Here is a 24,410-nt window from a genome sequence, read left to right on the forward strand (position 1 = left end):
GCGCGGCGATGCCGCCCGCGCGGCGCTTCCTGCCCGGCCTCTCCTTCGGCCTGCTCTCCTCCGCTTCCGTCGTCGCCCTGCTGGCCTGCTCGGCGTGGCTGATCGTCCGCGCGGCGGAGCAGCCGCCGATCCTCTTCCTCTCGATGGCCGTCGTCGGGGTCCGCGCCTTCGCCCTCGCCCGGGCCTTCTTCCGCTACCTCGAGCGGCTGAGCGGTCACGACGCCGCCTTCCGGGCTCTCGCGGACCTTCGGGCCGGCGTCTACGACCGGCTCGTCCCGGTGGCGCCCGACGGGCTCGGCCGGGTGCGCCGCGGCGACCTCGTCTCGCGCGTGGTCGCCGACGTCGACGCTCAGCAGGACGTGCCGCTGCGGATCGTGCAGCCGCTGGTGGTGGCGCTGACCGTGTCGACGCTCGCCGTCGTGGGCGTCTGGCTCCTGCTCCCCGCCGCGGGAGCGGTGCTGCTCGCGCTCCTGCTCGTGGCCTTCGTCGCGGGGGCGCTGGGCTCCGGGCTCGTCTCGGCCCGCGCCGACCGCGAGCTGGCGCCGTTGCGCGGAGAGCTCGCGGAGCGGCTGAACCTGCTGATCACCCGTCTCGACGTCCTGATCGCCTTCGACGCGGCGGAGGGAGCGCTGGCCGACGTCGCCGAGGCGGAGGCGGCCCTCACCCGCGCGGCCCGGCGCCGCGCGATGTCGACGGGACTCGCCGTGGCGATCCTGGCGCTCTGCTCCGGCGGCGCGGTCTGGGCGTCGCTGGCGCTCGGCATCCCCTCGGTGGAGTCGCTCGGGGGTCCCGCCCTGGGGGTGCTCGCGCTGGTGCCGCTGGCCGTCTTCGAGGTCGTGGCGGTCGCTCCGGCGGCGGTGCAGTCGGCGCGCACGGCTCTCTCGAGCGCGCAGCGTCTCGCGGATCTCGACCGCGAGGCCGCATCCCCGGCCCTCGCGACCGACGCCGACGTCGAACCGCTCGCCCCGGCGCCGCAGGGTGCCGATCTCGCGCTCCGCGACGTGTCGGTCTCGTGGCCGGGCGCCTCCGCTCCGGCGCTGGCGCACGTGACCCTGGATCTGCCCGCGGGCGAGCGGGTGCTCGTGACCGGTGGCAGCGGGTCCGGCAAGACCACGCTCGCCCACGCGCTCGTGCGCTTCCTCGACCACTCCGGTTCGTACCTCGTCGGGGGAGTGGGAGGCGCGCCTCCTGCCGCAGGCCGACGTGCGGCGCGTGGTCGGCCTGGTCGAGCAGCAGCCCTACCTCTTCGACGACACCATCCGGCAGAACCTGCTCTTCGCACGGCCGTCCGCGTCGGCGGAGGAGCTGGAGGCCGTGCTCGCGCGGGTCGGACTCGCGGGGTGGACCGCGTCCCGCGGCGGGCTGGACGCCCGCGTGGGGGAGCGCGGCTCCCTCGTGTCGGGCGGGCAGGCGCAGCGCCTCGCCCTGGCGCGCGCCCTGCTGGCCGACTTCGCGGTGCTCGTCCTCGACGAGCCCACCGCCTCGGTCGACGCCCCGGTCGCCGACGCGCTGCTCGCGGATCTGCTGGACGCTGCGGGCGGGCGCACGGTGATCCTGATCGCGCACCGCGTGGATCCGTCGCTCTGCTTCGACCGCAGGGTCGTCGTCTCGCGAGGGACCGCCGTCAGCGTGTGACGAGCGCGGCGGCCCGGGCGGGCATCCCGCCCTCGGACGCCCAGCGGTCCAGGACCGCGTCCATCCGGGCGCGAGCGCGCCCGTCGAGTGCGTCGCGCAGGGGCCGCACGACGTCCCGGGCGAGCGGATCGACGAGCTCGGCCACCCGGCCGTCGCGCACGAAGCCCTCCAGCCGGGTCAGATCGGAGGCGCGCAGCAGAGCGACACGGGACTGCAGCAGCACCACCGCGGCGAGCCGGTGCTCGAAGACGGGAGGCAGCCAGAGCTCCGAGGCGAGCGCCGTCACGTCGTCGTGGGTCAGCCCGCGGAACTTGTTCAGCGCGTCCCGGACGCTCCCGCGCACCGCTCCGACCGACGCCCCGGTCGAGTCCAGGTCGTTCCCCAGCCGCTCGCGCACGTCCTGAGCGCGCCACTCGTCGCCCTCGTAGGCCAGGACGGCGCGCAGGAAGTCACCGGCCTCGCTCATACCGCCACTGCGCGAGAGGCGCACGGGCGCCGTCGGAGGCGAGGAGGATCGCGAGCTCCTCGCGCTCGAGCGACGCGACCGGAGCGTGGTCGGCCATCGCGAGGAAGGCGCCGTCGGACGCCTCGTAGCTGCCCGCCCCGCCACCGAGGGTGGCGGGGCGCTCGCCCGCGCCGAGGAAGAGGAGGTAGTCCTCGCCGGGGACGAGGAGGGGCTGCTGCGCGCTGGTGGTCAGCACGCCGTCGAGGACGCCGCCCCACTGCGTGATGACGAGGCGGTCCGGGCTCTCGCCCTTGTGCACGCCGGTCACGTCGAGCACGACCTCGGTGGTGGCGTGGGCGCCTTCCTGCTCGCCGCCTCCCGCTCCTCCTCGGACGCCTCGGAGAGAGGATTCAGGTACGGGTCGTCCCCCTCGAAGACCGGGTGCGCGACGACGTCCGATGTCGAGACGACGGTGCCCTCGACGATCCGGTCGGCGTCCGCCACCAGTTCCTCGAGCTCGTAGTACTGGTACTCGAGGATCGCCTGCGTGGTGCTCGTGACTGCGGGCGCGGCGGGAGCGGTCGCGCATCCTGCGACGAGGAGGGCCGGGAGCAGGAGCACCGCCGGGGCGACGGCACGGGTCGGAGGAGAGGGAGGCACCCCCTCCATCCTGCAGGATCGGCAGAGCGCCGTCAGGGCAGGGGGCGGCGGAGCGCGTCCAGGCGGCGACGCCACGCGTCGAGCCGGCCGGGCTCGGCGGCGAGCGCCGGTCCGCCGACCCAGGAGGTCGCCAGGCGCGCCCCGTGCAGGGCGTTGACCACCCACACCTCCCGGCCGTCGAGCGACTCCGGCTCGGTAGGCGCCTCGAGGACATCGACGCCCAGGGCGCCGGCGAGCACCGAGATCGTGCGCGCCGTGACGCTGCGCACGCGCGGGCTGGTGGGCGGAGGGACGACGAGGGTGTCGCCGAGCCACCACAGCACGGCGCTCGTCGCGCCGTCGAGGATCGCGCCGTCGGCGTCGAGGATCACGGCCTCGTCGGCGCCGTTCGCGATCGCCCGCGATCGCAGGAGCGCGAGCCGGGCGATGTCCGGACCCTTCCACTCCGGGACGCGCCGCGGGTCGACGGGGCTGGTCCAGAGGGCGACCGTGCGGGTGCGGGGCGGGGCGGGGCGCAGCCGCAGGCGCAGTCCGCCGGAGTCGAGCTCGACGCGGGGGAAGAGGTCGCCGGTGCGGGGGAGAGCGGCGACGGCCGCGTCGAAGAAGGCGCCGGCGTCGGCCGGGCCGCGGGCCGCCGAGACCGCGCCCAGGAAGCGCTCGCGGTGCAGGTCGAGTCCGCGCACGCGGCCCTCGGAGACGAGCCACGAGTCGGCGGCGAGGAGCGGGGTGCTCGACGGCTCGCGCGGGGCGCCGAGCTCCCGCCCGTCCCAGTCCCGCATCTGCTCGTCGTCCACGACGGCCTACGCTAGCCCAGTGGTCGGCGCCCCGCTCTTCGAGGACCTGCACGAGGTGGTCCTGCCGTGGGTGGACCCCGAGCGGGCGTTCCTCGCCCTGTACCGCGACTGCGAGGCCGCCTTCTGGCTCGATTCAGGGGCGGGCCTGGGCCGGTCCTTCCAGGGCTCCTGCGCGCCGTCCGAGGCGATCGTCGTCGAGGCCGGCGGCGACGTGCCGGAGGCGCTCGCCCGCGTCGATGCGGAGTCGACGGGCGGCGACCGCGCGCTCGGCCGTTACGGCTGGCTCTCGTACGAGGCGGGCGCGCCCTTCGTCGCGCTGCCCGTCCCCGAGGCGTCCGCCGACGCGCCTCCGGCCCTCGTGCTCCTGCGCGGCGACCCCGTGCTCGAGTTCGACCACGCCGCGCAGTCGCTCCGGGTCGTGTCCTCCCCGCCCCGGCGGAAGGAGGCGGACCGCCTCGCCGCGGCGCTGACGGCGCTCGCCGAAGAGCCCCTCGCGGATCCCGCTCCCGCCGAGCCCGTGTCCGGAGTCCGCTGGCGGCACGGGCGCGACGCCTATCTCGAGCTGATCCGCCTCTGCCAGGCCGCGATCCGCGCCGGCGACGCCTATCAGCTCTGCCTCACCAACGAGGTGGTCATCGAGGGCTCCTTCGACGCCGTCGAGTGCTACCGGCGGCTGCGACGCTGGAGTCCGAGCCACCACGGCGGTCTGATCCGCTTCGGCGGGCGCTCCCTCGTCAGCGCCTCGCCCGAGCGCTTCCTGACGCGCGAGGCGGGCGGACGCGCGGCGACGCATCCGATCAAGGGCACCCGCCCCCGCGGTCGCGACGCCGCCGAGGACGAGGCCCTGCGTGAGGAGCTGCTCTCCAGCGTCAAGGAGCGCGCCGAGAACGTCATGATCGTCGACCTCGTCCGCAACGATCTGGCCCGCATCGCGAGTCCCGGCTCTCTGCGCGTGGACCGGCTGCTCGAGGTCGAGACCTACCCGCACGTGCACCAGCTGGTCAGCGAGGTGTCGGCGCTGCCGGCCGAGGGAGTGGGGCCCGCGGCGTTGATCGCCGCGACCTTCCCCGCCGGCTCGATGACGGGAGCGCCCAAGCGCCGTGCCGTCGAGCTGCTGCGCGAGTGGGAGCAGGGGCCGCGCGGCGTCTACTCCGGCGCGTTCGGGAGGATCGGCGCCGACGGCTCGCTGGATCTGGCGATGACGATCCGGAGCCTCGTGATCGAGCCGGAGCGGGCACGGCTGGGCACCGGCGGCGGCATCACCGTCCTCTCGGTGCCCGAGGAGGAGGTCGAGGAGACGCGGCTGAAGGCGCGCGCGCTGCTCGCCGCGCTCGGAGTGCCCCCGGAGGTCGCGGAGGATTCGTCGCCCGGTCGCTAGGGGCCAGTAGGGTGGTTCGTCGGACGCCGCCCCCGGGGGCCGTGCGCGTCCTCCCCACCCTGATGAAGTAGGACACACCTGTGGCAGACGAGACCTCCCAGCACACCGGCGCGAACGACGAGGACCGCTACGACTTCCGCGCGCTTCAAGAGAAGTGGCTGCCGATCTGGGAGGAGACCCGCCCGTTCTCGACGGACCTCCCCGACGACAAGCGCCCCCGCAAGTACGTGCTCGACATGTTCCCGTACCCCTCGGGCGACCTGCACATGGGCCATGCCGAGGCGTACGCGCTCGGCGACGTCATCGCGCGCTACTGGCGCCAGCAGGGCTTCAACGTGCTCCACCCGATCGGCTGGGACAGCTTCGGCCTGCCCGCCGAGAACGCGGCGATCAAGCGCGGACTGAACCCCGTCACCTGGACCTACGACAACATCGAGCAGCAGAAGCGCTCGATGAAGCGCTACGCCGCCTCCTTCGACTGGGACCGCGTCATCCACACGTCCGACCCGGACTACTACAAGTGGAACCAGTGGCTGTTCCTGAAGATGTACGAGAAGGGCCTGGCCTACCGCAAGGACAGCTGGGTCAACTGGGACCCGGTGGACCAGACGGTCCTCGCCAACGAGCAGGTCCTCGCCGACGGCACGTCCGAGCGCTCGGGCGCCGTCGTGGTCAAGAAGAAGCTCACCCAGTGGTACTTCAAGATCACCGACTACGCCGACCGCCTGCTGGACGACCTCAACCAGCTCGAGGGCTCCTGGCCGTCGAAGGTCATTGCGATGCAGCGCAACTGGATCGGCCGCTCCATCGGCGCCGACGTCGAGTTCGAGATCGAGGGCCGCGACGAGCGCGTCACCGTCTTCACGACGCGCCCCGACACGCTCTACGGCGCGACCTTCATGGTCGTCGCCCCCGACTCCGACCTCGCGACCGAGCTGGTCGAGGGCGCGGAGCCGGAGCTCCGGGAGGCGTTCCGGTCGTACCTCGAGAAGGTGCAGAAATCGAGCGAGATCGAGCGCCTCACCGCCGACCGCCCCAAGACCGGCGTGTTCCTCGGCCGCTACGCGGTCAACCCGGTGAACGGCGAGCGGCTGCCGATCTGGGCCGCCGACTACGTGCTGTCCGACTACGGCCACGGCGCGGTCATGGCCGTGCCCGCGCACGACCAGCGCGACCTCGACTTCGCCCGCGCCTTCGACCTGCCGGTCCGCGTCGTCGTCGACACCTCCGCACCCGTCACCGGTGCGATCCCCGTCATCCCCGAGGACCCGGAGGAGCTCGCAGCTCTCGAGGCGCGCTACTCCGCCGATCCCGCGGTCACCGGCGAGGCGCTGACCGGCGACGGACGCCTGATGAACTCGGGCCCGCTCGACGGACTCTCCAAGCGCACCGCGATCGAGCGCGTGATCAAGCTGCTCGAGGAGCGCGGCCGCGGCCGCTCGGCAAAGAACTACCGCCTGCGCGACTGGCTGATCTCGCGCCAGCGCTACTGGGGAACGCCCATCCCGATCATCCACGGCGAGAACGGCGAGCTGATCCCCGTGCCCGAGGACCAGCTGCCGGTGGTGCTCCCGCCGACCGAGGGCCTCGACCTGCAGCCCAAGGGCTCGTCGCCGCTCGGTGCGGCGGAGGACTGGGTGAACGTGCCGAACCCCGTCGACGGCACCCCTGCGCGCCGCGACCCGGACACGATGGACACGTTCGTCGACTCCTCCTGGTACTTCCTCCGCTTCCTCTCGCCCAAGGACGACACGCAGGCGTTCGACCCCAAGCTCGCCGAGAAGTGGGCGCCCGTCGACCAGTACGTCGGAGGCGTGACGCACGCCATCCTGCACCTGCTGTACGCGCGGTTCATCACCAAGGTGCTCTTCGACCTCGGCTACGTGTCCTTCACCGAGCCGTTCACGGCGCTGCTCAACCAGGGCATGGTGCAGATGGACGGCGCCGCGATGTCGAAGTCCAAGGGCAACATCGTGCGCTTGTCGGAGCAGCTCGACGAGTACGGCGTGGACGCGGTGCGCCTCACCATGGCGTTCGCCGGACCGCCCGAGGACGACATCGACTGGGCCGACGTCTCGCCGTCCGGAAGCGCGAAGTTCCTCGCCCGCGCCTGGCGTCTCGCGAAGGACGTCACCTCGAAGCCCGACATCGAGTGGAAGAACGGCGACGCCGCACTGCGACGCCAGACGCACCGGTTCCTCGCGGAGTCGCCGTCGCTCATCGAGGCGTTCAAGTTCAACGTCGTCGTGGCCCGCCTGATGGAGCTCGTCAACGCGACCCGCAAGACGATCGACTCGGGAGCCGGAGGCGGCGACGCCGCGGTGCGCGAGGCCACCGAGGTCATCGCGATGGCGCTCAACCTGTTCGCGCCGTACACGGCCGAGGACATGTGGAACCGCCTGGGCTACCAGGGCCCCGTCGCGCACGTCGTCTGGCGGAAGGCCGACGCGACGCTGCTCGTCGAGGAGAAGGTCACCGCGATCCTCCAGGTCGACGGCAAGGTGCGCGACCGCCTCGAGGTCTCGCCCAAGATCTCGTCGGACGAGCTCGAGGAGAAGGCGCGGGCCACGGCCGGCGTCGCGCGCGCTCTGGTCGGCCGCGAGGTCGTCAAGGCGATCGTGCGCGCACCGCGCCTGGTGAACCTGGTGACGAAGGCCGTCTAGCTCTCCGTCTCGAGGGCGCGAGTCCGCGTCCGGCCGCAGGGGCTCCTCCACATCGGAGGGGCCCTTGCGTCGTCCACGGATGAGTGCTGCCGGTCCGCTCGGCCGGTCGCTGCGCTCCTAGCGTTCTCGGATGCAGCAGAGCGACGGGACGGAGGAACTGGCGCTCCTCCTGCGCCCGCGGCGGCCCCGGGCCCGCTGGCGGATCGGGACGGGGGTCGCCGTCGTGCTGGTGCTCGCCGCGGCGGTGATCGCCGTGCTGCTCGCCGGGGCGCAGGCGAGCGGTCGGACGAGAGTGCTGCCGGCGGTCTCCGCGGCGCAGAGCGGAGCACCGTCCGCAGCGCCCTCCTCCGCGGCGTCGTCGACGCTCTACGTGCACGTCGCGGGAGAGGTCGCGTCGCCCGGGCTCTACCTGCTGACGGACGGTGCGCGGGTCGCGGACGCTCTCGCGGCAGCGGGCGGGGCGACGGAGTCGGCCGATCCGGACGCCGTCAACCTCGCGCGCCGCGTGGTCGACGGGGAGCAGCTGCTGGTGCCCGCGGTCGGCGCGGTTCCGGCGGCGGGTGCCGCGCCGGGAGCGGCGGCCGCCTCCGGCCCGGTCAGTCTCAGCACCGCCACAGCCGCGCAGCTCGAGGAGCTGCCGGAGGTGGGGCCCGCGACCGCGGCGAAGATCGTCGCCTACCGCGAGGCCAACGGGCCCTTCAGCTCCGTCGATCAGCTGCTCGAGGTTCCGGGGATCGGCGAGAAGACCCTCGAGGCCTTCCGCGACCAGGTGGGGCCGTGAGGGCGGCCGACCTCCGGCTCGCGCCGATCGCCCTCGCGACGTGGACGGCCTCGGCCTCGTGCGGACTGCTGCCGATCTCCGTCGTCCTCGGCAGCGGCGCGGGGATCGTCACGACGGCCTGGGTACTCGTGGTCGTCGGGCTGCTCGTGGCGGCGCGGACGCGCAGAGCGGTCCTCGCGGTCGTCGCCGTCTCGCTCGCCGGAGCCGCCCTGGCGGTCACCGCGGTCGTCCTCTCGGCTCCGGGACGGCATCCGGAGCCGCTCGTGCGGGCGGCCGAGGAGCGGACGCGGATCGAGTTGGAGGTCGGGGTCGAGACAGCGGCCCGGCCTCTCGCCACCGGCGGCGTCTGGTTCGACGCGGTCGCGCTCTCGGTCCGAGGCGCTGCGACCGCCGCACCCGTGCGCGTGTTCCTGGCCGATCCCGGCGGACGGGTCCCCGTCGGCTCCGAGCTGCTGCTCGAGGTGAGGGCGGACGGCGGAGGGGACGATCCTGTGGCGCAGCGCACCCTCGTCACCGCGTCGGCGGTCCTGGGCAGGCGACCGCCTGCGGGAGTCGCCGGTGCCGCCGAGGTCCTGCGGTCCCGCTTCCTCGCCCGCACCGCGGTGCTCGGCGGAGACGTCGCCGGGCTGCTGCCCGGGCTCGCGACCGGCGACACGACCGCCCTGCCGGCCGATCTCGAGGAGGACATGCGGACCGCGTCGCTCACCCACCTCACGGCCGTGTCCGGCGCGAACTGCGCCGTGGTCGTCGTCTCGGGCTGGACGCTCGCCTCCCTCCTCGGAGCGAGCCGGCTGCTCCGGACGCTCGCGGCCCTCGCCGCGCTCGCCGCCTTCGTGGTCCTCGTCACGCCGGAGCCGAGTGTGGTGCGCGCCGCGGCGATGGCGACCGTGGTCCTCCTGGCCCGCCTGAGTCGGCGATCGGGAGCGGCCGTGCCGGCGCTGCTGCTGAGCGTCGTCGTGCTCGTGGTGGCCGATCCGAGCATCGCGGGGAAGCTCGGCTTCGTGCTGTCCGTCCTCGCCACGGCCGGTCTGCTGCTGCTCGCCGAGCCCCTGATGCGCCGGCTCGCCGAGATCCTGCCCCGTCCCCTCGCCCTCGTCCTCGCCGTGCCGACGGCCGCGCAGCTCGCCTGCCAGCCCGTCGTGCTGCTCGTCGACCCGTCCGTCCCCGTATACGGGATCCTCGCGAACCTGCTCGCCGAGCCCGCCGCTCCGCTCGCCACCGGGCTCGGGCTGGTCGGCTGCCTGCTCGCGCCGTGGTGGCCGTCCGCGGCCGACGTCGCGATCCGCCTGGCCGCGGTGCCCACCTGGTGGATCGCGTCGATCGCCCGCGCCGTGTCGGGCTGGCCGTCACCGCGGCTCGCCTGGTGGCCGGGGCTCGTCGGGGTGCTCGCGCTGACCGTGCTGACCGTGCTGGCGCTGCTCCTGCTGACGCGCTCGCGCCGGTGGGCGGCGGCACGACGGGTGATCGCCGCCGGTCTGGCCGCTCTGCTCGTCGCCGGAGCGGCCTCCACTCTCGCCACGCCACTCCTGCGCTCCGCGTCGGTGCCCGAGGACTGGCGCGTGGCCATGTGCGACGTGGGTCAGGGCGACGCGATCCTGCTCCGGGGGGACGCGGGCGTGCTGCTCGTGGACGCCGGCCCGCTGCCGGAGCGGCTCGACGCCTGCCTCGACCTGCTCGGCGTCGAGCGCGTCGCGCTGCTCGTGCTGACCCACTACGACCTCGACCACGTGGGAGGGCTGGAGGCGGTGGTCGGTCGGGTGGATGCCGCGCTCGTCGGCCCCGCCGTCGAGCCCGAGGACGAGCGCGACCGGCGGGCGCTCCGGGAGGGAGGGGCGGAGGTGCGCGAGACGGCACGGGGCGAGGAGGGAGCGCTCGGGTCCCTCCGCTGGCGCGTGCTGTGGCCCGAGCAGGGGAGTGCGCTGAGCGGCAACGCCGCGAGCGTCACCGTGCGCGTCGACATCCGACCGGACTCGATCGGCGGCGCGCTGTCGATCGCGCTCCTGGGCGATCTGGGGGCGGAGGAGCAGGGCCGGCTCGCGCGCCTGGCGCCGGAGCAGGTGGACGTGGTCAAGGTCGCCCACCACGGATCGTCCGACCAGGCGCCCGCGCTGTACGACGCCCTCGCCGCGCGCCTCGGTCTGGTCTCGGTCGGAGCGGACAACGACTACGGGCATCCCGCTCCGTCACTGCTCTCGCTCCTCGCCGAGCGCGGGGTCGAGGCGCTGAGGTCGGATGTCGAGGGTACGGTCGTCCTGGCGTCGCGGCCGGACGGGATCGCGGTGTGGGCGAGCGGCGCAGCGGCGGTCCCGGCGGCCGCGGGCGGGCACGGGCAGACCGTAGGGTGGATGGCGCTCGAACGGGCGGGCGACGGCGATCGCAGGACGGAAGGACGACGGCATGGCAGGCAGAGCCCCCTCGCGCGCGAAGGCGGCGCCCTCGAAGGCGGCGATCCCGCAGCTCGCGTGGAACGAGACGCGGCCCGCTCCCGTGGTGCTGATCACCGGCCCCGAGCAGTTCCTCGCCGATCGCGCCCTGCGGTTCCTCCGCGAGTTCCTCCGCGCCGAGGATCCCAGCCTCGAGGTCAGCGACATCGACGCCGGCGGCTACGCGCCCGGCGAGCTGCTGACGCTCGCGAGCCCGTCCCTGTTCGACGAGCCGCGCCTCATCCGCGTCTCGAACGTCGAGAAGTGCACCGACGCGTTCCTCATCGAGGCCGTCGAGTACCTCGCGGCGCCCGCCGACGGAGCGACCGTGGTGCTGCGGCACGGCGGCGGCAACCGCGGCAAGAAGCTCCTCGACGCCATCCGCTCGGGCAGTGGAGGCGGCATCGAGATCGTCTGCGCCGAGCTCAAGCGCGAGAGCGACAAGGTCGACTTCGCCGTCGCCGAGTTCCGCACCGCCGGCCGCACCGCGACGACCGGTGCCGTCCGTGCCCTGGTGTCGGCGTTCTCGGACGACCTCGACGAGCTCGCGTCCGCCTGCCAGCAGCTCATCTCGGACGCCTCGGGAGAGATCACCGAGGCGACCGTCGCGAAGTACTACGGCGGCCGGGTCGAGACGACCGCGTTCACCGTCGCCGACTCCGCGATCGCCGGCCGCCACGGGGAGGCGCTGCTGGGCCTCCGGCACGCGCTCGCGTCCGGCGCCGACCCGGTGCCGATCGTCGCCGCGTTCGCCAGCAAGCTCCGCACGATGGCGAAGGTCGCCGGTTCCCGCGAGGGCTCCGGCCAGATCGCCTCGCGCCTGGGCCTCGCCCCCTGGCAGGTCGACCGAGCGCGCCGCGACCTCCAGGGCTGGACCGGCGACGGCCTGGGCACCGCGATCGAGACCGTCGCCGACGCCGACGCGAACGTCAAGGGCGGCGGCCGCGACCCCGTCTACGCCCTCGAGCGCATGGTCTCCGTCATCTCCGCCCGCGGGCTGCACCCCTGAGGAGGGGGGCTGGGGGCTCGGGGGGCTGGGGTCTCTGGGTCTCTGGGTCTCTGGGTCTCGGTACGCCCCTGCGGGGCTACTCGACCACCGGGTACGGAGGCGGAGGCTCAGGGGCGCGCTGCTCCGTCCGCGAGCGGTGCGCCCATCCCTCGTTGCCCTCCCCGCGAGCGGCGCTCCCGCTCGCGCCTCTCTGCTGATCCAGTAGTCCGCGCACCGGACGTCTCGAGATCCCCGCACTCCCGGAGTCGCCGGGTCTCGATACGCCCCTGCGGGGCTACTCGACCAGCAAGGGTGAGGTCTCGACACGCCCTTGAGGGCCTGCACGACCAGCAAGGGTGGAGGGCCCGATCCGCCCCTGCGGGCCTACTCGACCAGCGAGGGTGCAGGTCTCGTCGACACGCGACCGCCGCACCGCTGGAACATCCTCATCACCCCACGCCCCCGCAGGACCACCCGACCCGCGCAGCGGGAGCCCCCTCGACCAGCCGCACGCCCCGCAGCGTCACCGCCGATCCGCGTCCCAGCGGATCGCCGTACGCGGAACGCACCACGCTCCTCTCACCGCGACCCCCTCCGCGAGCCGACCGCGCGACGGACGACGAGGAACGAGGAGTCCGTCGACCGCGAAGCGGAAACGACGAAGGGTCCGGCCATCGGCCGGACCCTTCGTCGTTGCAGCGAAGCGCAGTATTACAGCGCAGCGACCTGCTTCGCGATGGCCGACTTGCGGTTCGCGGCCTGGTTCTTGTGGATGACGCCCTTGCTGGCGGCCTTGTCGAGCTTCTTGGCGGCGAACGCGAGGGCGGTCGCGGCCTGGGCGGCGTCGCCGGCGGCGATGGCGGTGTGGACCGAGCGGACGGCGGTCTTGAGCTGGCTCTTGACGGCCTTGTTGCGGTCGTTCGCCTTCTTGTTCGTGAGGTTGCGCTTGATCTGCGACTTGATGTTTGCCACGTGGATTACCTTCTTCTCGGATGTGCGTGTGTGCAGCCGGCTACTCGTCGGAGTGCCCCTTCCGGGCGGCGCGGGCCGTCCCGGTGCGACTGGAGGTCGCCGGCTTCTGATCACTCCACGTACGCCGGGGGGTGCCGGTGGTGGAGCGCAAGCCAACAAGGAACTTTAGCGCACCCGTCGTCCCGCTTCAACCGCGGCCCGCCGACGAGTCGGCCCCTCGGGCGGTACGGTGATCAGCGATGCCACGTCTCGCCGATCACCTCCCCGCGGTGCCGCCGTCCGGCATCCGCCGCCTGTTCGAGATCGCCCTCCGTCTCGAGGGCGTCACCTTCCTCTGCGTCGGTGAACCCGACGTGCCGACCGCGCCGCACATCATCGAGGCCGCGCGCGCGGCGTGGGCCGCGGACGACACGGACTACGGGCCCAACGGCGGCCTCCCCGAGCTCCGCCGCGCGATCGTCGAGAAGCTCGCCCGCGACAACGGCATCCGCGCCGATGTCGAGCAGGTCTGGCTCACCGTCGGCGGCACTCAGGCGCTCTACCAGGCGATGACCCTGACGCTGCGCACCGGCGACGAGGTGCTGGTGCCCGATCCCGGGTACACCACGTTCACCATGAACGCCCGGATGATCGAGGCCGTCCCGGTGCCCTACACGCTCCGTCCCGAGAACGGCTTCCTCCCCGATCTCGACGAGCTCGAGCGCATCGTCACCGACCGCACCCGGGTGATCATCGTGAACAGCCCGTCGAACCCGCTCGGGATCGTCTTCCCGCGCCCGGTCCTGGAGCGGCTCCTCGAGTTCGCCCGCCGGCACGACCTGTGGATCATCAGCGACGAGGTCTACGAGTACTTCACCTACGGGCGCCCCCACGTCAGCCTCGCGAGCATCGCGCAGGAGCTCGGGCACGACGACGACCGCGTGTTCAGCGTGTTCTCCTTCTCGAAGACCTACGCCATGACCGGCGTCCGCGTCGGCTACCTCGTCACCCCTCCCGGCCTGACGACGACCATGGTCACGGTGCAGGAAGCGGCGATCAGCTGCGTCGCCTCGCCCGACCAGCGCGCGGCCCTCGCGGCGCTGACCGGCCCGCAGGAGGCGGTGGCCGACGCCGCCGCGCACTACCTGTCGAACCTGCGTCTGGCGACGTCGATCCTCGACGAACGGGGGATCCGCTACCGCGAGCCCGAGGGCGCCTTCTACCTGTGGATCGACCTGTCGCACGCGACCGGTGGCGACGTCGCGTCCTGGGTCGAGGCGTTCCTCCTCGAGACGCTCGTCGCCGTCGCCCCGGGCAGCGCGTTCGGGCGCACGGGCGAGGGCTGGATCCGGATCTGCCTCGCGGCGGACCCCGCCGACATCGAGCACGGCCTGCGCACGCTGCCCGCTCCGGCGCGCCCGTGAGCGCGGACGGGATCCTCGTCCGCCGCGTGCGCGAGGACGAGCACGCCGAGGTGTCGCGCCTGCGTCTGGCCGCGTACGCGCACGACTACGAGCTGGGGGAGGAGTACGCGGCCGACGTCGCGGACGTGTCCCGGCACGACCGCGAGGGCGAGGTGTGGGTGGCCGAGGACGCCGACGGCCGGATCCTCGCGACGGTGACCACCGCCGCTCCGAGCACGAACCTCTACTCCCTCGGCCGCCCGGGCGAGCTCGACTGGCGGCTGCTCGCCGTCGCTCCCGAGGCGCGCGGCCGGGGCCTGGGCCGCCTGCTCACCGAGTTCGTCGTGATGCTCGCGGTCGAGCGGGGCCTCGACCGCGTCGTGATGAACAGCGGGACCGACATGGTCGCCGCGCACGCTCTCTACGAGAGCATGGGCTTCGTCCGCCTTCCCGAGCGCGAGAACCCGCCCGGAGTCGAGCCGACGCGCACCTACGGCCTCGACCTGTAGCGCAGAGCGGCGCACGCTCGCGGAGGGGGCGTCCCGGCCGACAGCGTCCGATCCCTCTTCTCCGCCGAGGTTCTGCACCGCATCCCACCCGCCGCGCACCGACGTCACCGGCCCTCCAGGCCCTCCGCCCGCCGACGCACCCCGACCGTGGGACAATGGCCCCACGATGTCTCCACGTGCACACCTCGGGCTCGAGCCCGCCGCGACCGATCCGGCGTCCATCCGCAACTTCTGCATCATCGCCCACATCGATCACGGCAAGTCCACCCTCGCCGATCGCATGCTCGGCATCACAGGTGTGGTCGAGGACCGCGCGATGCGCGCGCAGTACCTCGATCGCATGGACATCGAGCGCGAGCGCGGCATCACGATCAAGTCGCAGGCCGTGCGCATGCCGTGGGAGCACGAGGGCCGGACCTTCGCCCTCAACATGATCGACACCCCCGGTCACGTCGACTTCTCGTACGAGGTCAGCCGCTCGCTCGCCGCGTGCGAGGGCGCGATCCTCCTGGTCGACGCCGCGCAGGGCATCGAGGCGCAGACCCTCGCGAACCTCTACCTGGCGCTCGAGAACGACCTCACGATCATCCCGGTCCTGAACAAGATCGACCTCCCCGCCGCCGACCCCGACAAGTACGCGAAGGAGCTCGCGAGCCTCATCGGCGGCGATCCCGACGACGTGCTCCGCGTCTCGGGGAAGACAGGCATGGGCGTCGAGGCCCTGCTCGATCGCGTGACGCAGCTCATCCCGCCGCCCGTCGGCGACGCCGACGCCCCCGCGCGCGCCATGATCTTCGACTCGGTCTACGACGCCTACCGCGGAGTCGTCACCTACGTCCGCATGATCGACGGCAAGCTCTCGCCGCGCGAGAAGATCCAGATGATGTCGACGCGGGCCACTCACGAGATCCTCGAGATCGGCGTCTCGAGCCCGGAGCCGGTCGCCACCCAGGGTCTCGCCGTCGGCGAGGTCGGCTACCTGATCACTGGAGTGAAGGACGTCCGCCAGTCGAAGGTCGGCGACACCGTCACCACGGCGTCCAAGCCCGCGACGCAGGCGCTGCCGGGCTACACCGAGCCGCTGCCGATGGTCTTCTCGGGCCTCTACCCGATCGACGGCAGCGACTACCCCGACCTCCGCGAGGCGCTCGACAAGCTCAAGCTGTCCGACGCCGCGCTCGTCTACGAGCCCGAGACCTCGGTCGCGCTGGGCTTCGGCTTCCGCTGCGGCTTCCTGGGCCTCCTCCACCTCGAGATCGTGACCGAGCGCCTGGACCGCGAGTTCGGCCTCGACCTCATCACCACCGCTCCCTCCGTCATCTACGAGGTGATCACGGAGGACAAGAAGACCGTCACCGTGACGAACCCGAGCGAGTTCCCGGGCGGCAAGATCGCCTCGGTCACCGAGCCGATCGTGAAGGCCGCGATCCTCGCGCCCAAGGACTACGTCGGCACGATCATGGAGCTCTGCCAGAGCCGCCGCGGCACCCTGATCGGCATGGAGTACCTCGGCGAGGACCGGGTCGAGATCCGGTACCACATGCCCCTCGGCGAGATCGTCTTCGACTTCTTCGACAACCTGAAGTCCAAGACCGCCGGCTACGCGTCGCTCGACTACGAGCCGGCGGGCGACCAGGAGGCCGACCTCGTGAAGGTCGACATCCTGCTCCAGGGCGAGCAGGTCGACGCGTTCAGCGCGATCGTGCACCGCGAGAAGGCCTACGCCTACGGCGTGCTGATGACGGGGCGCCTGCGCAAGCTCATCCCTCGGCAGCAGTTCGAGGTCCCCATCCAGGCCGCGATCGGCGCCCGCATCATCGCGCGTGAGTCCATCAGCGCGATGCGCAAGGACGTCCTGGCCAAGTGCTATGGCGGTGACATCACCCGCAAGCGCAAACTGCTCGAGAAGCAGAAGGAGGGCAAGAAGCGCATGAAGATGGTGGGCCGGGTCGAAGTGCCGCAGGAGGCGTTCATCGCCGCGCTCTCCGGAGACGTCGAGACCAAGGACAAGAAGTGAGCGTCCGGCGCTCGAGCTTCGAGGGGCAGCCGCAGGTCACCTACGCGGCCGTCGGCGGAACCCTGGCGCCCGATCTCCTCGAGTACCCGCCGGACGGCTTCACCGCCGAGCGCTTCGAGGCGCGCCTCGGGTCCGGAGACGAGCGCTTCGCGATCACGACGGCGTCGCTGATGACCTGGGGCGTGCAGCGCGGCAGCGGCATCCGCGTCGAGGACATCACGAGCGGCAGCGGCGTGCAGTACACGGGGGTCAACTTCGACTCCGCCGGGACTCCGATCGATCTCACGAGCCGCCCCACGGAGGAGCGGTTCGGTCCGGACGGCACCCCCTACATCACCGCCGGCGTCACCGCGGTGCTCAAGGTCGACCTGCTGGGCCGCACCTTCGACGCTCCAGTGCGCGTGGTCTACGTCGTCGACGAGCCCGACCAGGTCGGCTTCGCCTACGGCACGCTCGAGGGCCACCCCGAGAGCGGCGAGGAGTCGTTCGTCGTCGAGAAGCGCGCCGACGACTCCGTCTGGCTGGTCATCCGCGTCTTCTCGCGCCCCTCCACCCGCCTCTACCGCCTCGGCTCCCCGGTGCTGCGCGCGGTGCAGAAGAAGCAGGTCAAGAAGTACCTGCGCGCGCTGCTGCCGGCGCGCGTCAGCTGACGTGGGCAGCGCCCTCCCACTGGCCGATCCGGCCCCGCTCGACGGGCTCCTGCCCGGTTCCGTCGCCGACGGCGCCGAGCAGCGCGACCTCGGCCTCTACGTGCACGTGCCGTTCTGCCGGGTGCGCTGCGGCTACTGCGACTTCAACACCTACACGGCGACCGAGCTGCGCGGGGCGAAGCAGTCCGACTACGCCGAGCAGGCGGTCGCCGAGATGACCCTCGGCGCTGAGGTGCTGCGCCGTGCGGGACTGCCCGAGCGGCCCGCCGCGACGGTGTTCTTCGGCGGAGGCACGCCCACGCTGCTCCCGGCGGAGGACCTCGTCCGCATGCTCGACGGTCTGCGCTCGCGCTTCGGCATCGCCGACGGCGCCGAGATCACGACCGAGGCGAATCCCGACTCCGTCGACGCCGCGTACTTGCGCGCCCTCGCCGACGCCGGGTTCACCCGCGTCAGCTTCGGGATGCAGTCGGCAGTGCCGCACGTGCTCGCGACCCTCGAGCGCACCCACGACCCCGAGCGCGTCCCGCTGGTGGTCGAGTGGGCGCGGGAGGCGGGACTGCAGGTCAGCCTCGACCTCATCTACGGCACTCCGGGGGAGTCGCTCGCCGACTGGGAGCGGTCGCTCGACTCCGCTCTCGCGAACCGCCCCGACCACCTCTCGGCCTACGCGCTGATCGTCGAGGACGGCACGAAGCTCGCCCGGCAGATCCGCCGCGGCGAGGTGGCGACGCCCGACGACGACCTCACGGCCGACATGTACGAGCTGGCGGACGAGCGCCTCGCGGCCGCCGGCTACTCCTGGTACGAGGTCAGCAACTGGGCGATCGACGACGCCCACCGCTCGCGCCACAACCTGTCCTACTGGCTCGGCCACGACTGGTGGGGCGTCGGACCGGGTGCGCACAGCCACGTCGGAGGCGTGCGCTGGTGGAACGTGAAGCATCCGGCGGCGTACGCCGACCGGCTGCGGGCCGGATCGAGTCCTGCCGCCGGTCGCGAGACCCTCGATGCCGCGACGAGGGGCGTCGAGGACGTGCTGCTGCGCTCGCGCCTCTCGGACGGCCTGCCCGTCGAGGCGATCGACCCGGAGCGCCGGCGCGAGGTCGCCGGGCTCATCGCCGACGGGCTGATCGACGGCCGGGCGGCTCTGCAGGGCCGCGTGGTGCTGACGCTGCGCGGCCGGCTGCTGGCCGACGCGGTGGTGCGCCGCCTGACCGACGGCTGATCGAGGCTCCTGCCGGCCGACGCGGAAGTGCGGCGGCTGACGGACCGCTGACGAACGGCCCAGTCGCCCCACCTGCTGGTCGAGTAGCCCGCGGAGCGGGCGTATCGAGACCCGCCGCTCCCGGAGGACGTGGGTCTCGATACGCCGCCGGCGGCGGCTGCTCGACCAGCAGGGAAACGGGCCGCTCGACCGGCGGCAGCCGCCTTACTTGAAGAACGGGATGCTCAGCGGGTACGTGTAGTACTCGCCCGCGCTCGCGCGCACCGAGGCGATGATCGCGAACACGATCACGAGGATCGGCACGACGAGGAACACGATGAACCCGACGAGGACGAACGTCAGGATCGTGCCCGCCACGTAGGCGATCAGCGTCGTCAGGTGGAAGTTCAGCGCGGTCTTCGCGTGCGCCTCCAGGAACGGGCCCCGGCCCTTGAACACGAGGTACACGATCAGCGACGGCAGGATGCTGAAGAAGATGCCCAGGACGTGGGTCACGATCGCCCAGGTCTTCTCGTCGGCCGGGTTCAGCGGGGGCGCCGGCGTGCTGTACGCGGGGGGCGGGGGAGGGGGAGGCGTGGTCGACATGAGGTCTCCTGTTCCGGGCGTCATCGCGACGGGCGACCCCCGTGCGCTCGGCGTCCATCGTGGCACGTCGTGTGGCGCACCGCGCGGGCCGCGCAGCCGCGCCGGAGGAGGAGTCCCCTCCTCACCACGCCGATCCCGCGCGATCCCCCGTCCCTCCCCCGCTCGCGGGTATGATTGGCACTCGAAGTTGCGGAGTGCCAAGCTCCGTGCGGCGCGTCGGCGCCGCGGTGGTTCGTGCCGAGAGGCACCCGGAGCCCGGCGGGAGGTCGGTCGTATGGTGACGGAGCGCGGTCTCCAGGTCCTGCGCGTGATCGTGCAGGACTACGTGGCCCACCGCGAGCCCGTGGGCTCGAAGTCGATCGTCGAGCGGCACTCGTTCGGCGTCTCGGCGGCGACGATCCGCAACGAGATGGCGCAGCTCGAGGAGGAGGAGCTGATCGCGGCTCCGCACACCTCCTCGGGGCGCGTTCCCACCGACAAGGGCTACCGCCTCTTCGTCGATCAGCTCACCGACCTGCGCCCGCTCACCGCCGCGCAGCGCCAGGCCATCGAGACCTTCCTCGGCCAGAGCCCCGACCTCGACGAGGTGCTGGTCAAGACCGTGCGGCTGCTCTCGCAGCTCACCAACAGCGTCGCGCTCGTGCAGTACCCGTCGTTCGGAGCCGCCCGCATCCGCCACGTGGAGCTCGTCGCCCTCGCGCCGCGCCGCCTGCTCTCGGTGCTCATCACCGACACCGGCCGGGTCGATCAGCGCGTCCTCGAGACCCCGGCCGACGTCGACGCCGAGTTCCTCGGCGAGATCCGCGCCAAGCTCAACACGGCCGTGATCGGCCTCGGGCTCCAGGCCGCCGCCGAGACGCTCCAGGCGGCCGCCGAGCGGTTCACGCCGGAGCGCCGCGACGTGCTCGCGCCGATCCTCCAGACGCTCCTCGAGCAGGTCGGCGCGAATCGGCAGGACCGCCTCGTCATGGCCGGCGCCGCCAACCTCGTCCGCACCGAGGAGGACTTCTCGGGCAGCATCTACCCGGTGCTGGAGGCGATCGAGGAGCAGGTGGAGCTGCTCCGGCTGTTCGCCGAGATGGTGCCGGACCCCCGCGGCATCTCGGTGCGGATCGGCCGCGAGAACGCCCCGTTCGGCCTGCAGGAGACCTCGGTCCTCACGAGCGGCTACAACACCGCCGGCGGCCAGGTCTCGCGCCTGGGCGTCCTCGGACCGATCAGGATGGACTACTCCGGCAACATCGCCGCGGTGCGCGCCGTCGCCCGCTACCTCTCCCGCCTCCTCGGCGAGGACTGACCCCTTCACTTCCCCGACTCGCCGGTCGCCCCGGCTCCCATCCGGTCCGCCGTACCCGGTGCACCGACCCACGAACGAAGGACGAAGCCACCTGTGGCCGATCACTACGAAGTGCTGGGCGTCGCCCGCGACGCCTCCGCCGACGAGATCAAGAAGGCGTACCGCCGACTCGCCCGCGAGCTGCACCCCGACGTCAACCCGAGCGCCGACGCCTCCGAGCGGTTCAAGCTCGTCACGCACGCCTACGACGTCCTGAGCGACGCCCAGCAGCGCCAGCAGTACGACCGCGGGCCCCAGGAGGGCTTCCCCGGCGGCGGTCAGGGCTTCGGCGGCTTCGGCGACATCTTCGAGACGTTCTTCGGCCAGGGCGCCCAGGGCTCCTCCCGCGGGCCGCGCTCCCGCCGTGAGCGCGGGCAGGACGCGCTCCTGCGCGTCGAGGTCTCGCTCGACGAGGTCATCTTCGGCACGCACCGCGATCTCGAGGTCGACACGGCCGTGCTCTGCGAGACCTGCCAGGGCTCCTGCTGCCAGCCCGGCACCTCGCCGGTCACCTGCGACATCTGCCACGGCTCCGGCCAGATCCAGCGCACCGTCCGCTCGCTCCTGGGCAACGTCATGACGGCGAGCCCCTGCGGCACCTGCCGCGGCTACGGCACCGTCATCGCCACCCCGTGCTCGACGTGCCAGGGCCAGGGCCGCGTCCGCGCGCGCCGCACGATCCCCGTCGACGTCCCCGCGGGCGTCGACACCGGCCTCCGCCTCCAGATGCCGGGCAGCGGCGAGGTCGGACCCGCCGGCGGACCGAACGGCGATCTCTACCTCGAGATCAAGGTCAAGCACCACGACGTCTTCAGCCGCAACGGCGACGACCTGCTCTGCACCCTCGAGGTGCAGATGACGGATGCGATCCTCGGGTCCACCACGACGCTCGCCGCCCTCGACGGCGACATCGAGATCGAGGTCAAGCCGGGCACCCAGAGCACCGAGATCGTCACGATCAAGGGCCGCGGAGTCACGAAGCTGCGCGGCAACGGCCGCGGGGATCTGCGCGTGGGCATCCAGGTCGTCACCCCGACCAAGCTCGGCCACCGCGAGCGCGAGCTCGTGCAGGAGTTCGCGAAGCACTACAAGCCGCAGAAGCCCGCGCTCACCCACTTCCAGCAGGGCCTCTTCTCGAAGCTCCGCGACCGCTTCCTCGGCTGATCGGCGCACGGCGGTGGCGCACCACTACATCGACGAGTCCCTCGACTCCGGCGACTTCGTCGCGGGCGGACGCCTCGCCCTGACCGGTGCCGAGGCGCGTCACGCCGCGACGGTGAGCCGGATCCGCGCGGGCGAGACGATCCGGGTGGGCGACGGGCGGGGTCTCGTGGCGACGGCCGTCGTCGAGAGCGCCGAGCCCTCCCGCGTCGCCCTGGTCGTCGAGTCGGTGGAGGAGTCGGCCGCTCCGGCGCCGCGCCTCGTGCTCGCCCAGGCGCTCGCGAAGGGCGACCGGGACGAGCTGGCCGTGCAGGCGGCCACTGAGCTCGGGATCGACGAGGTCGTCCCGTGGCAGGCCGCCCGGTCGATCTCGCGCTGGAGCGGACCCAAGGAGGAGAAGGGCCGCGAGCGCTGGCGCAGCATCGTGCGCGAGGCGAGCAAGCAGTCGCTCCGCGCCCGGGTGCCCGAGGTCTCGGCCGTCGCCTCGACGCGCCTGCTCGCCGACCGCGCGGCGACCGAGCGCGTCCTCGTGCTCGAGCCGTCCGCCGAGGTCCGTCTCTCCTCCCTCGAGCCCGACGGCCGCGACATCGTCCTGGTGGTCGGCCCGGAGGGCGGTGTCGCTCCGGAGGAACTGGCGCTGCTCGCGGCGGCGGGCGCCGAGGCCGTCGCGCTGGGCGACACCGTGCTCCGCACCTCGACCGCCGGCCCGGCGGCCATCGCCGTGCTCTCGGCCCGCCTGGGCCGCTGGTAGCCGCGACGCGCGCCCTGGGCGAACGGGGCCCCCTCGCCGGCTCCCCGGCGTTTAAGATGGACCCATGAGCGAACCCACCGTCTTCACGCGCATCGTCCGGGGCGAGATCCCCGCCGACGTGGTGTTCGAGAACGAGCGGGTTCTCGCCATCACCGACATCGCGCCGAAAGCGCCGGTCCACCTGCTGGTCTTCCCCAAGACGCAGGAGTACGCGACCGTCGCCGAGCTCGGCGCCGCCGACCCGGCCCTGCTCGCCGAGATCGTCCAGGTCGCGCAGACCCTGGCCGACGCCCACTGCGGCGGGCAGTTCCGCCTCGTCTTCAACTCGGGCGAAGCGGCCGGGCAGACCGTGTTCCACGTCCACGCCCACGTGATGGGCGGACACCTGACGGAAGGCTCCCTTGCCACCGGTTGACCACGCGGGCGACAGCCCCGAAGCACCGACCCCCGCCGAGTCGACCCCGACCGGCACGACCCTGGGCACGACGCGACGCGTCATCGCCGTCGACGGAGTCGCCATGGTGCGCCTCCTCGGACCCCAGGACCGCCTCATCAAGGCGGTCGAGACACGATTCCCTGACGTCCAGGTGCACGTGCGCGGCAACGAGGTGACGCTCGAGGGCGAGCCCTCTCCCGTCTCCGCGGCGGCGCGCCTGGTGGAAGAACTGGTGACCATGACCGCAGGCGGCCACGACCTCGACCCCGAAGGGGTCCGCGAGTCCGCTCGCATCCTCCAGAACGGCGGATCCGTCAGCCCGGCGGAGGCGTTCGGGCAGGCGATCCTGACGGCGCGCGGCAAGAGCATCCGCCCCAAGACCCTCGGTCAGCGCGAGTACGTCGACGCCGTCGATCACAGCACGATCGTGTTCGGCATCGGCCCGGCCGGAACCGGCAAGACCTACCTGGCGATGGCGAAGGCCGTGCAGGCGCTGCAGCGCAAGGAGGTCGAGCGGATCATCCTGACCCGTCCGGCCGTCGAGGCGGGGGAGCGGCTGGGATACCTGCCGGGCTCCCTCACCGACAAGATCGACCCCTACCTCCGTCCGCTCTACGACGCGCTCAACGAGATGATGGATCCGGAGATCGTCCCCAAGCTGCTCGCCGCGGGCACCATCGAGGTCGCCCCGCTCGCGTACATGCGCGGGCGCACCCTCAACAACTCGTTCGTCGTGCTCGACGAGGCGCAGAACACCACGCCGGAGCAGATGAAGATGTTCCTCACCCGGCTCGGCTTCGGCTCCAAGATGGTCATCACCGGTGACATCACGCAGGTCGACCTGCCGACCGGGGCCAGCGGCCTCCGGCTCGTCACCCGGGTGCTCGACGGCATCGACGACATCCACTTCTCGAGGCTGACCAGCGAGGACGTGGTGCGCCACAGCCTCGTGGGCCGGATCGTGGACGCCTACACCGAGTACGACCAGCAGAAGCAGGCGCAGCACTACGAGCGCGAGCAGGCCCGCGACTTCGCGAACCGCGCCGAGCGGCGCGCCGGCTCCCCGCGCGCCTCCGGCGACGCGCAGCCCAAGCGCCCGCGCGGCTGACCCGCCGACCCGATCATCCCGACGAAGAGGAACACCGCCCCCGTGAGCATCGAGATCAACAACGAGTCGAGCGTCCCCGTCGACGAGGCGGCGCTGCTGCGCCTCGCCGGCTACGCGCTCGACACGATGCACGTGCACCCGGACGCCGAGCTGGCGATCGTGCTCGTCGACGAGGGCGCCATGGAGCAGCTGCACGTGCAGTGGATGGACGAGCCGGGCCCGACCGACGTGCTCAGCTTCCCGATGGACGAGCTGCGCCCCGGCACCGAGGACGAGCAGACCCCGGCCGGTCTGCTCGGCGACATCGTGCTCTGCCCGCAGGTCGCTCAGACGCAGGCGGAGGCCGCCGGGCACTCGGTGCTCGACGAGCTCCTGCTGCTGACGGCCCACGGGCTCCTGCACCTCCTCGGCTTCGACCACGCGGAGCCCGACGAGGAGCGCGAGATGTTCGGCATCCAGCGCGACATCCTCGTCGGCTTCCACATCAGCGAGCGACGCCGCTAGGCCT

Annotated in this window: 22 protein-coding genes and 2 pseudogenes; 18 read left to right on the forward strand and 6 right to left on the reverse strand. The window is 72.6% G+C overall.

The features are described from left to right. Positions 1–8: 8 nt before the first annotated feature. Together AC0CID_RS02205 and AC0CID_RS02210 are read left to right on the forward strand one after the other, a co-directional pair. Positions 9–1,115: pseudogene (locus AC0CID_RS02205) on the forward strand (ABC transporter domain-containing protein); the annotation flags it as partial. Between the two features lie 97 nt (positions 1,116–1,212). Further along, a complete protein-coding gene (locus AC0CID_RS02210) occupies positions 1,213–1,635 on the forward strand; it encodes an ATP-binding cassette domain-containing protein (RefSeq protein WP_465225639.1) in 423 nt (140 codons plus the stop codon). Here AC0CID_RS02210 and AC0CID_RS02215 read toward each other — a convergent pair. From AC0CID_RS02215 to AC0CID_RS02230, 4 genes are read right to left on the reverse strand one after another with little or no spacing between them, the layout of a single operon-like run. Next, complete coding sequence (locus AC0CID_RS02215; RefSeq protein WP_465225640.1) at positions 1,625–2,101, reverse strand: DNA alkylation repair protein; 477 nt, start codon at positions 2,099–2,101, stop codon at positions 1,625–1,627. The genes AC0CID_RS02210 and AC0CID_RS02215 overlap by 11 nt on opposite strands. Next, on the reverse strand, positions 2,085–2,417 hold the full coding sequence (locus tag AC0CID_RS02220) for a hypothetical protein (protein ID WP_465225641.1): 333 nt from the start codon (positions 2,415–2,417) through the stop codon (positions 2,085–2,087). Before AC0CID_RS02220 ends, AC0CID_RS02215 begins: the two co-directional genes overlap by 17 nt. Beyond that, positions 2,405–2,740, reverse strand: coding sequence for a hypothetical protein (locus AC0CID_RS02225; protein ID WP_465225642.1), 336 nt, complete (start codon positions 2,738–2,740; stop codon positions 2,405–2,407). The genes AC0CID_RS02220 and AC0CID_RS02225 overlap by 13 nt, the downstream gene beginning before the upstream one ends. Before the next feature lie 32 nt (positions 2,741–2,772). Continuing rightward, positions 2,773–3,534 (reverse strand): aminotransferase class IV, encoded by a 762-nt coding sequence (locus AC0CID_RS02230; protein WP_465225643.1) that lies wholly within the window; start codon positions 3,532–3,534, stop codon positions 2,773–2,775. A gap of 19 nt (positions 3,535–3,553) precedes the next feature. Here AC0CID_RS02230 and AC0CID_RS02235 point away from each other — a divergent pair, with 19 nt between their 5' ends. The 5 genes and pseudogenes from AC0CID_RS02235 (at position 3,554) to holA (ending at position 11,788) form a co-directional block, all read left to right on the forward strand. Beyond that, entirely contained in the window at positions 3,554–4,912 is a 1,359-nt protein-coding gene (locus tag AC0CID_RS02235; protein ID WP_465225644.1) for an anthranilate synthase component I family protein, read from the forward strand. An 80-nt stretch (positions 4,913–4,992) separates the two neighbouring features. Then, complete coding sequence (gene leuS / locus AC0CID_RS02240) at positions 4,993–7,575, forward strand: leucine--tRNA ligase (protein ID WP_465225645.1); 2,583 nt, start codon at positions 4,993–4,995, stop codon at positions 7,573–7,575. Positions 7,576–7,705: 130 nt separating this feature from the next. After that, positions 7,706–8,356, forward strand: coding sequence for a ComEA family DNA-binding protein (locus AC0CID_RS02245; protein WP_465225646.1), 651 nt, complete (start codon positions 7,706–7,708; stop codon positions 8,354–8,356). Positions 8,357–9,042: 686 nt separating this feature from the next. Next, positions 9,043–10,119 (forward strand): annotated as a pseudogene (locus AC0CID_RS02250) (ComEC/Rec2 family competence protein); the annotation flags it as partial. A 634-nt stretch (positions 10,120–10,753) separates the two neighbouring features. Further along, positions 10,754–11,788, forward strand: a complete 1,035-nt coding sequence (holA, locus tag AC0CID_RS02255) for a DNA polymerase III subunit delta (protein WP_465225647.1) — start codon at positions 10,754–10,756, stop codon at positions 11,786–11,788. Positions 11,789–12,478: 690 nt separating this feature from the next. Here holA and rpsT read toward each other — a convergent pair. Next, positions 12,479–12,739 (reverse strand): 30S ribosomal protein S20, encoded by a 261-nt coding sequence (rpsT, locus tag AC0CID_RS02260; protein ID WP_207402462.1) that lies wholly within the window; start codon positions 12,737–12,739, stop codon positions 12,479–12,481. Positions 12,740–12,978: 239 nt separating this feature from the next. Here rpsT and AC0CID_RS02265 point away from each other — a divergent pair, with 239 nt between their 5' ends. The 5 genes from AC0CID_RS02265 (at position 12,979) to hemW (ending at position 18,525) form a co-directional block, all read left to right on the forward strand. After that, on the forward strand, positions 12,979–14,142 hold the full coding sequence (locus AC0CID_RS02265) for a pyridoxal phosphate-dependent aminotransferase (protein ID WP_207402461.1): 1,164 nt from the start codon (positions 12,979–12,981) through the stop codon (positions 14,140–14,142). Further along, positions 14,139–14,630, forward strand: coding sequence for a GNAT family N-acetyltransferase (locus AC0CID_RS02270; RefSeq protein WP_207402460.1), 492 nt, complete (start codon positions 14,139–14,141; stop codon positions 14,628–14,630). Before AC0CID_RS02265 ends, AC0CID_RS02270 begins: the two co-directional genes overlap by 4 nt. 166 nt (positions 14,631–14,796) lie before the next feature. Continuing rightward, complete coding sequence (gene lepA, locus AC0CID_RS02275; RefSeq protein WP_465225648.1) at positions 14,797–16,647, forward strand: translation elongation factor 4; 1,851 nt, start codon at positions 14,797–14,799, stop codon at positions 16,645–16,647. Then, a complete protein-coding gene (locus AC0CID_RS02280) occupies positions 16,644–17,297 on the forward strand; it encodes a DUF1990 family protein (RefSeq protein WP_465225649.1) in 654 nt (217 codons plus the stop codon). Before lepA ends, AC0CID_RS02280 begins: the two co-directional genes overlap by 4 nt. A 1-nt stretch (position 17,298) precedes the next feature. Further along, the gene (gene hemW / locus AC0CID_RS02285) at positions 17,299–18,525 is read left to right on the forward strand and encodes a radical SAM family heme chaperone HemW (protein WP_465225650.1); all 1,227 of its coding nucleotides are present in this window, start codon (positions 17,299–17,301) and stop codon (positions 18,523–18,525) included. 204 nt (positions 18,526–18,729) lie between these two features. Here the strand turns inward: hemW and AC0CID_RS02290 are convergent, their stop codons facing one another. Further along, on the reverse strand, positions 18,730–19,110 hold the full coding sequence (locus AC0CID_RS02290) for a DUF4870 domain-containing protein (RefSeq protein WP_465225651.1): 381 nt from the start codon (positions 19,108–19,110) through the stop codon (positions 18,730–18,732). 274 nt (positions 19,111–19,384) lie between these two features. Here AC0CID_RS02290 and hrcA point away from each other — a divergent pair, with 274 nt between their 5' ends. The 6 genes from hrcA to ybeY all read left to right on the forward strand — a co-directional run bounded on the left by hrcA (position 19,385) and on the right by ybeY (position 24,406). Continuing rightward, complete coding sequence (gene hrcA, locus AC0CID_RS02295; protein WP_465225652.1) at positions 19,385–20,407, forward strand: heat-inducible transcriptional repressor HrcA; 1,023 nt, start codon at positions 19,385–19,387, stop codon at positions 20,405–20,407. A 93-nt stretch (positions 20,408–20,500) separates the two neighbouring features. Continuing rightward, positions 20,501–21,610, forward strand: a complete 1,110-nt coding sequence (dnaJ, locus tag AC0CID_RS02300; protein WP_207402455.1) for a molecular chaperone DnaJ — start codon at positions 20,501–20,503, stop codon at positions 21,608–21,610. Positions 21,611–21,623: 13 nt separating this feature from the next. Further along, positions 21,624–22,358: a 16S rRNA (uracil(1498)-N(3))-methyltransferase gene (locus tag AC0CID_RS02305; protein ID WP_465225653.1), complete on the forward strand. Its 735-nt coding sequence runs from the start codon at positions 21,624–21,626 to the stop codon at positions 22,356–22,358. 64 nt (positions 22,359–22,422) lie between these two features. Continuing rightward, a complete protein-coding gene (locus AC0CID_RS02310) occupies positions 22,423–22,773 on the forward strand; it encodes an HIT domain-containing protein (protein ID WP_207402453.1) in 351 nt (116 codons plus the stop codon). 103 nt (positions 22,774–22,876) lie between these two features. After that, a complete protein-coding gene (locus AC0CID_RS02315; RefSeq protein WP_465228032.1) occupies positions 22,877–23,902 on the forward strand; it encodes a PhoH family protein in 1,026 nt (341 codons plus the stop codon). Positions 23,903–23,944: 42 nt separating this feature from the next. Then, complete coding sequence (gene ybeY, locus AC0CID_RS02320; protein ID WP_207402452.1) at positions 23,945–24,406, forward strand: rRNA maturation RNase YbeY; 462 nt, start codon at positions 23,945–23,947, stop codon at positions 24,404–24,406. The last annotated feature ends 4 nt before the right edge of the window (positions 24,407–24,410 follow it).

Source organism: Rathayibacter sp. AC451, from assembly GCF_979253095.1.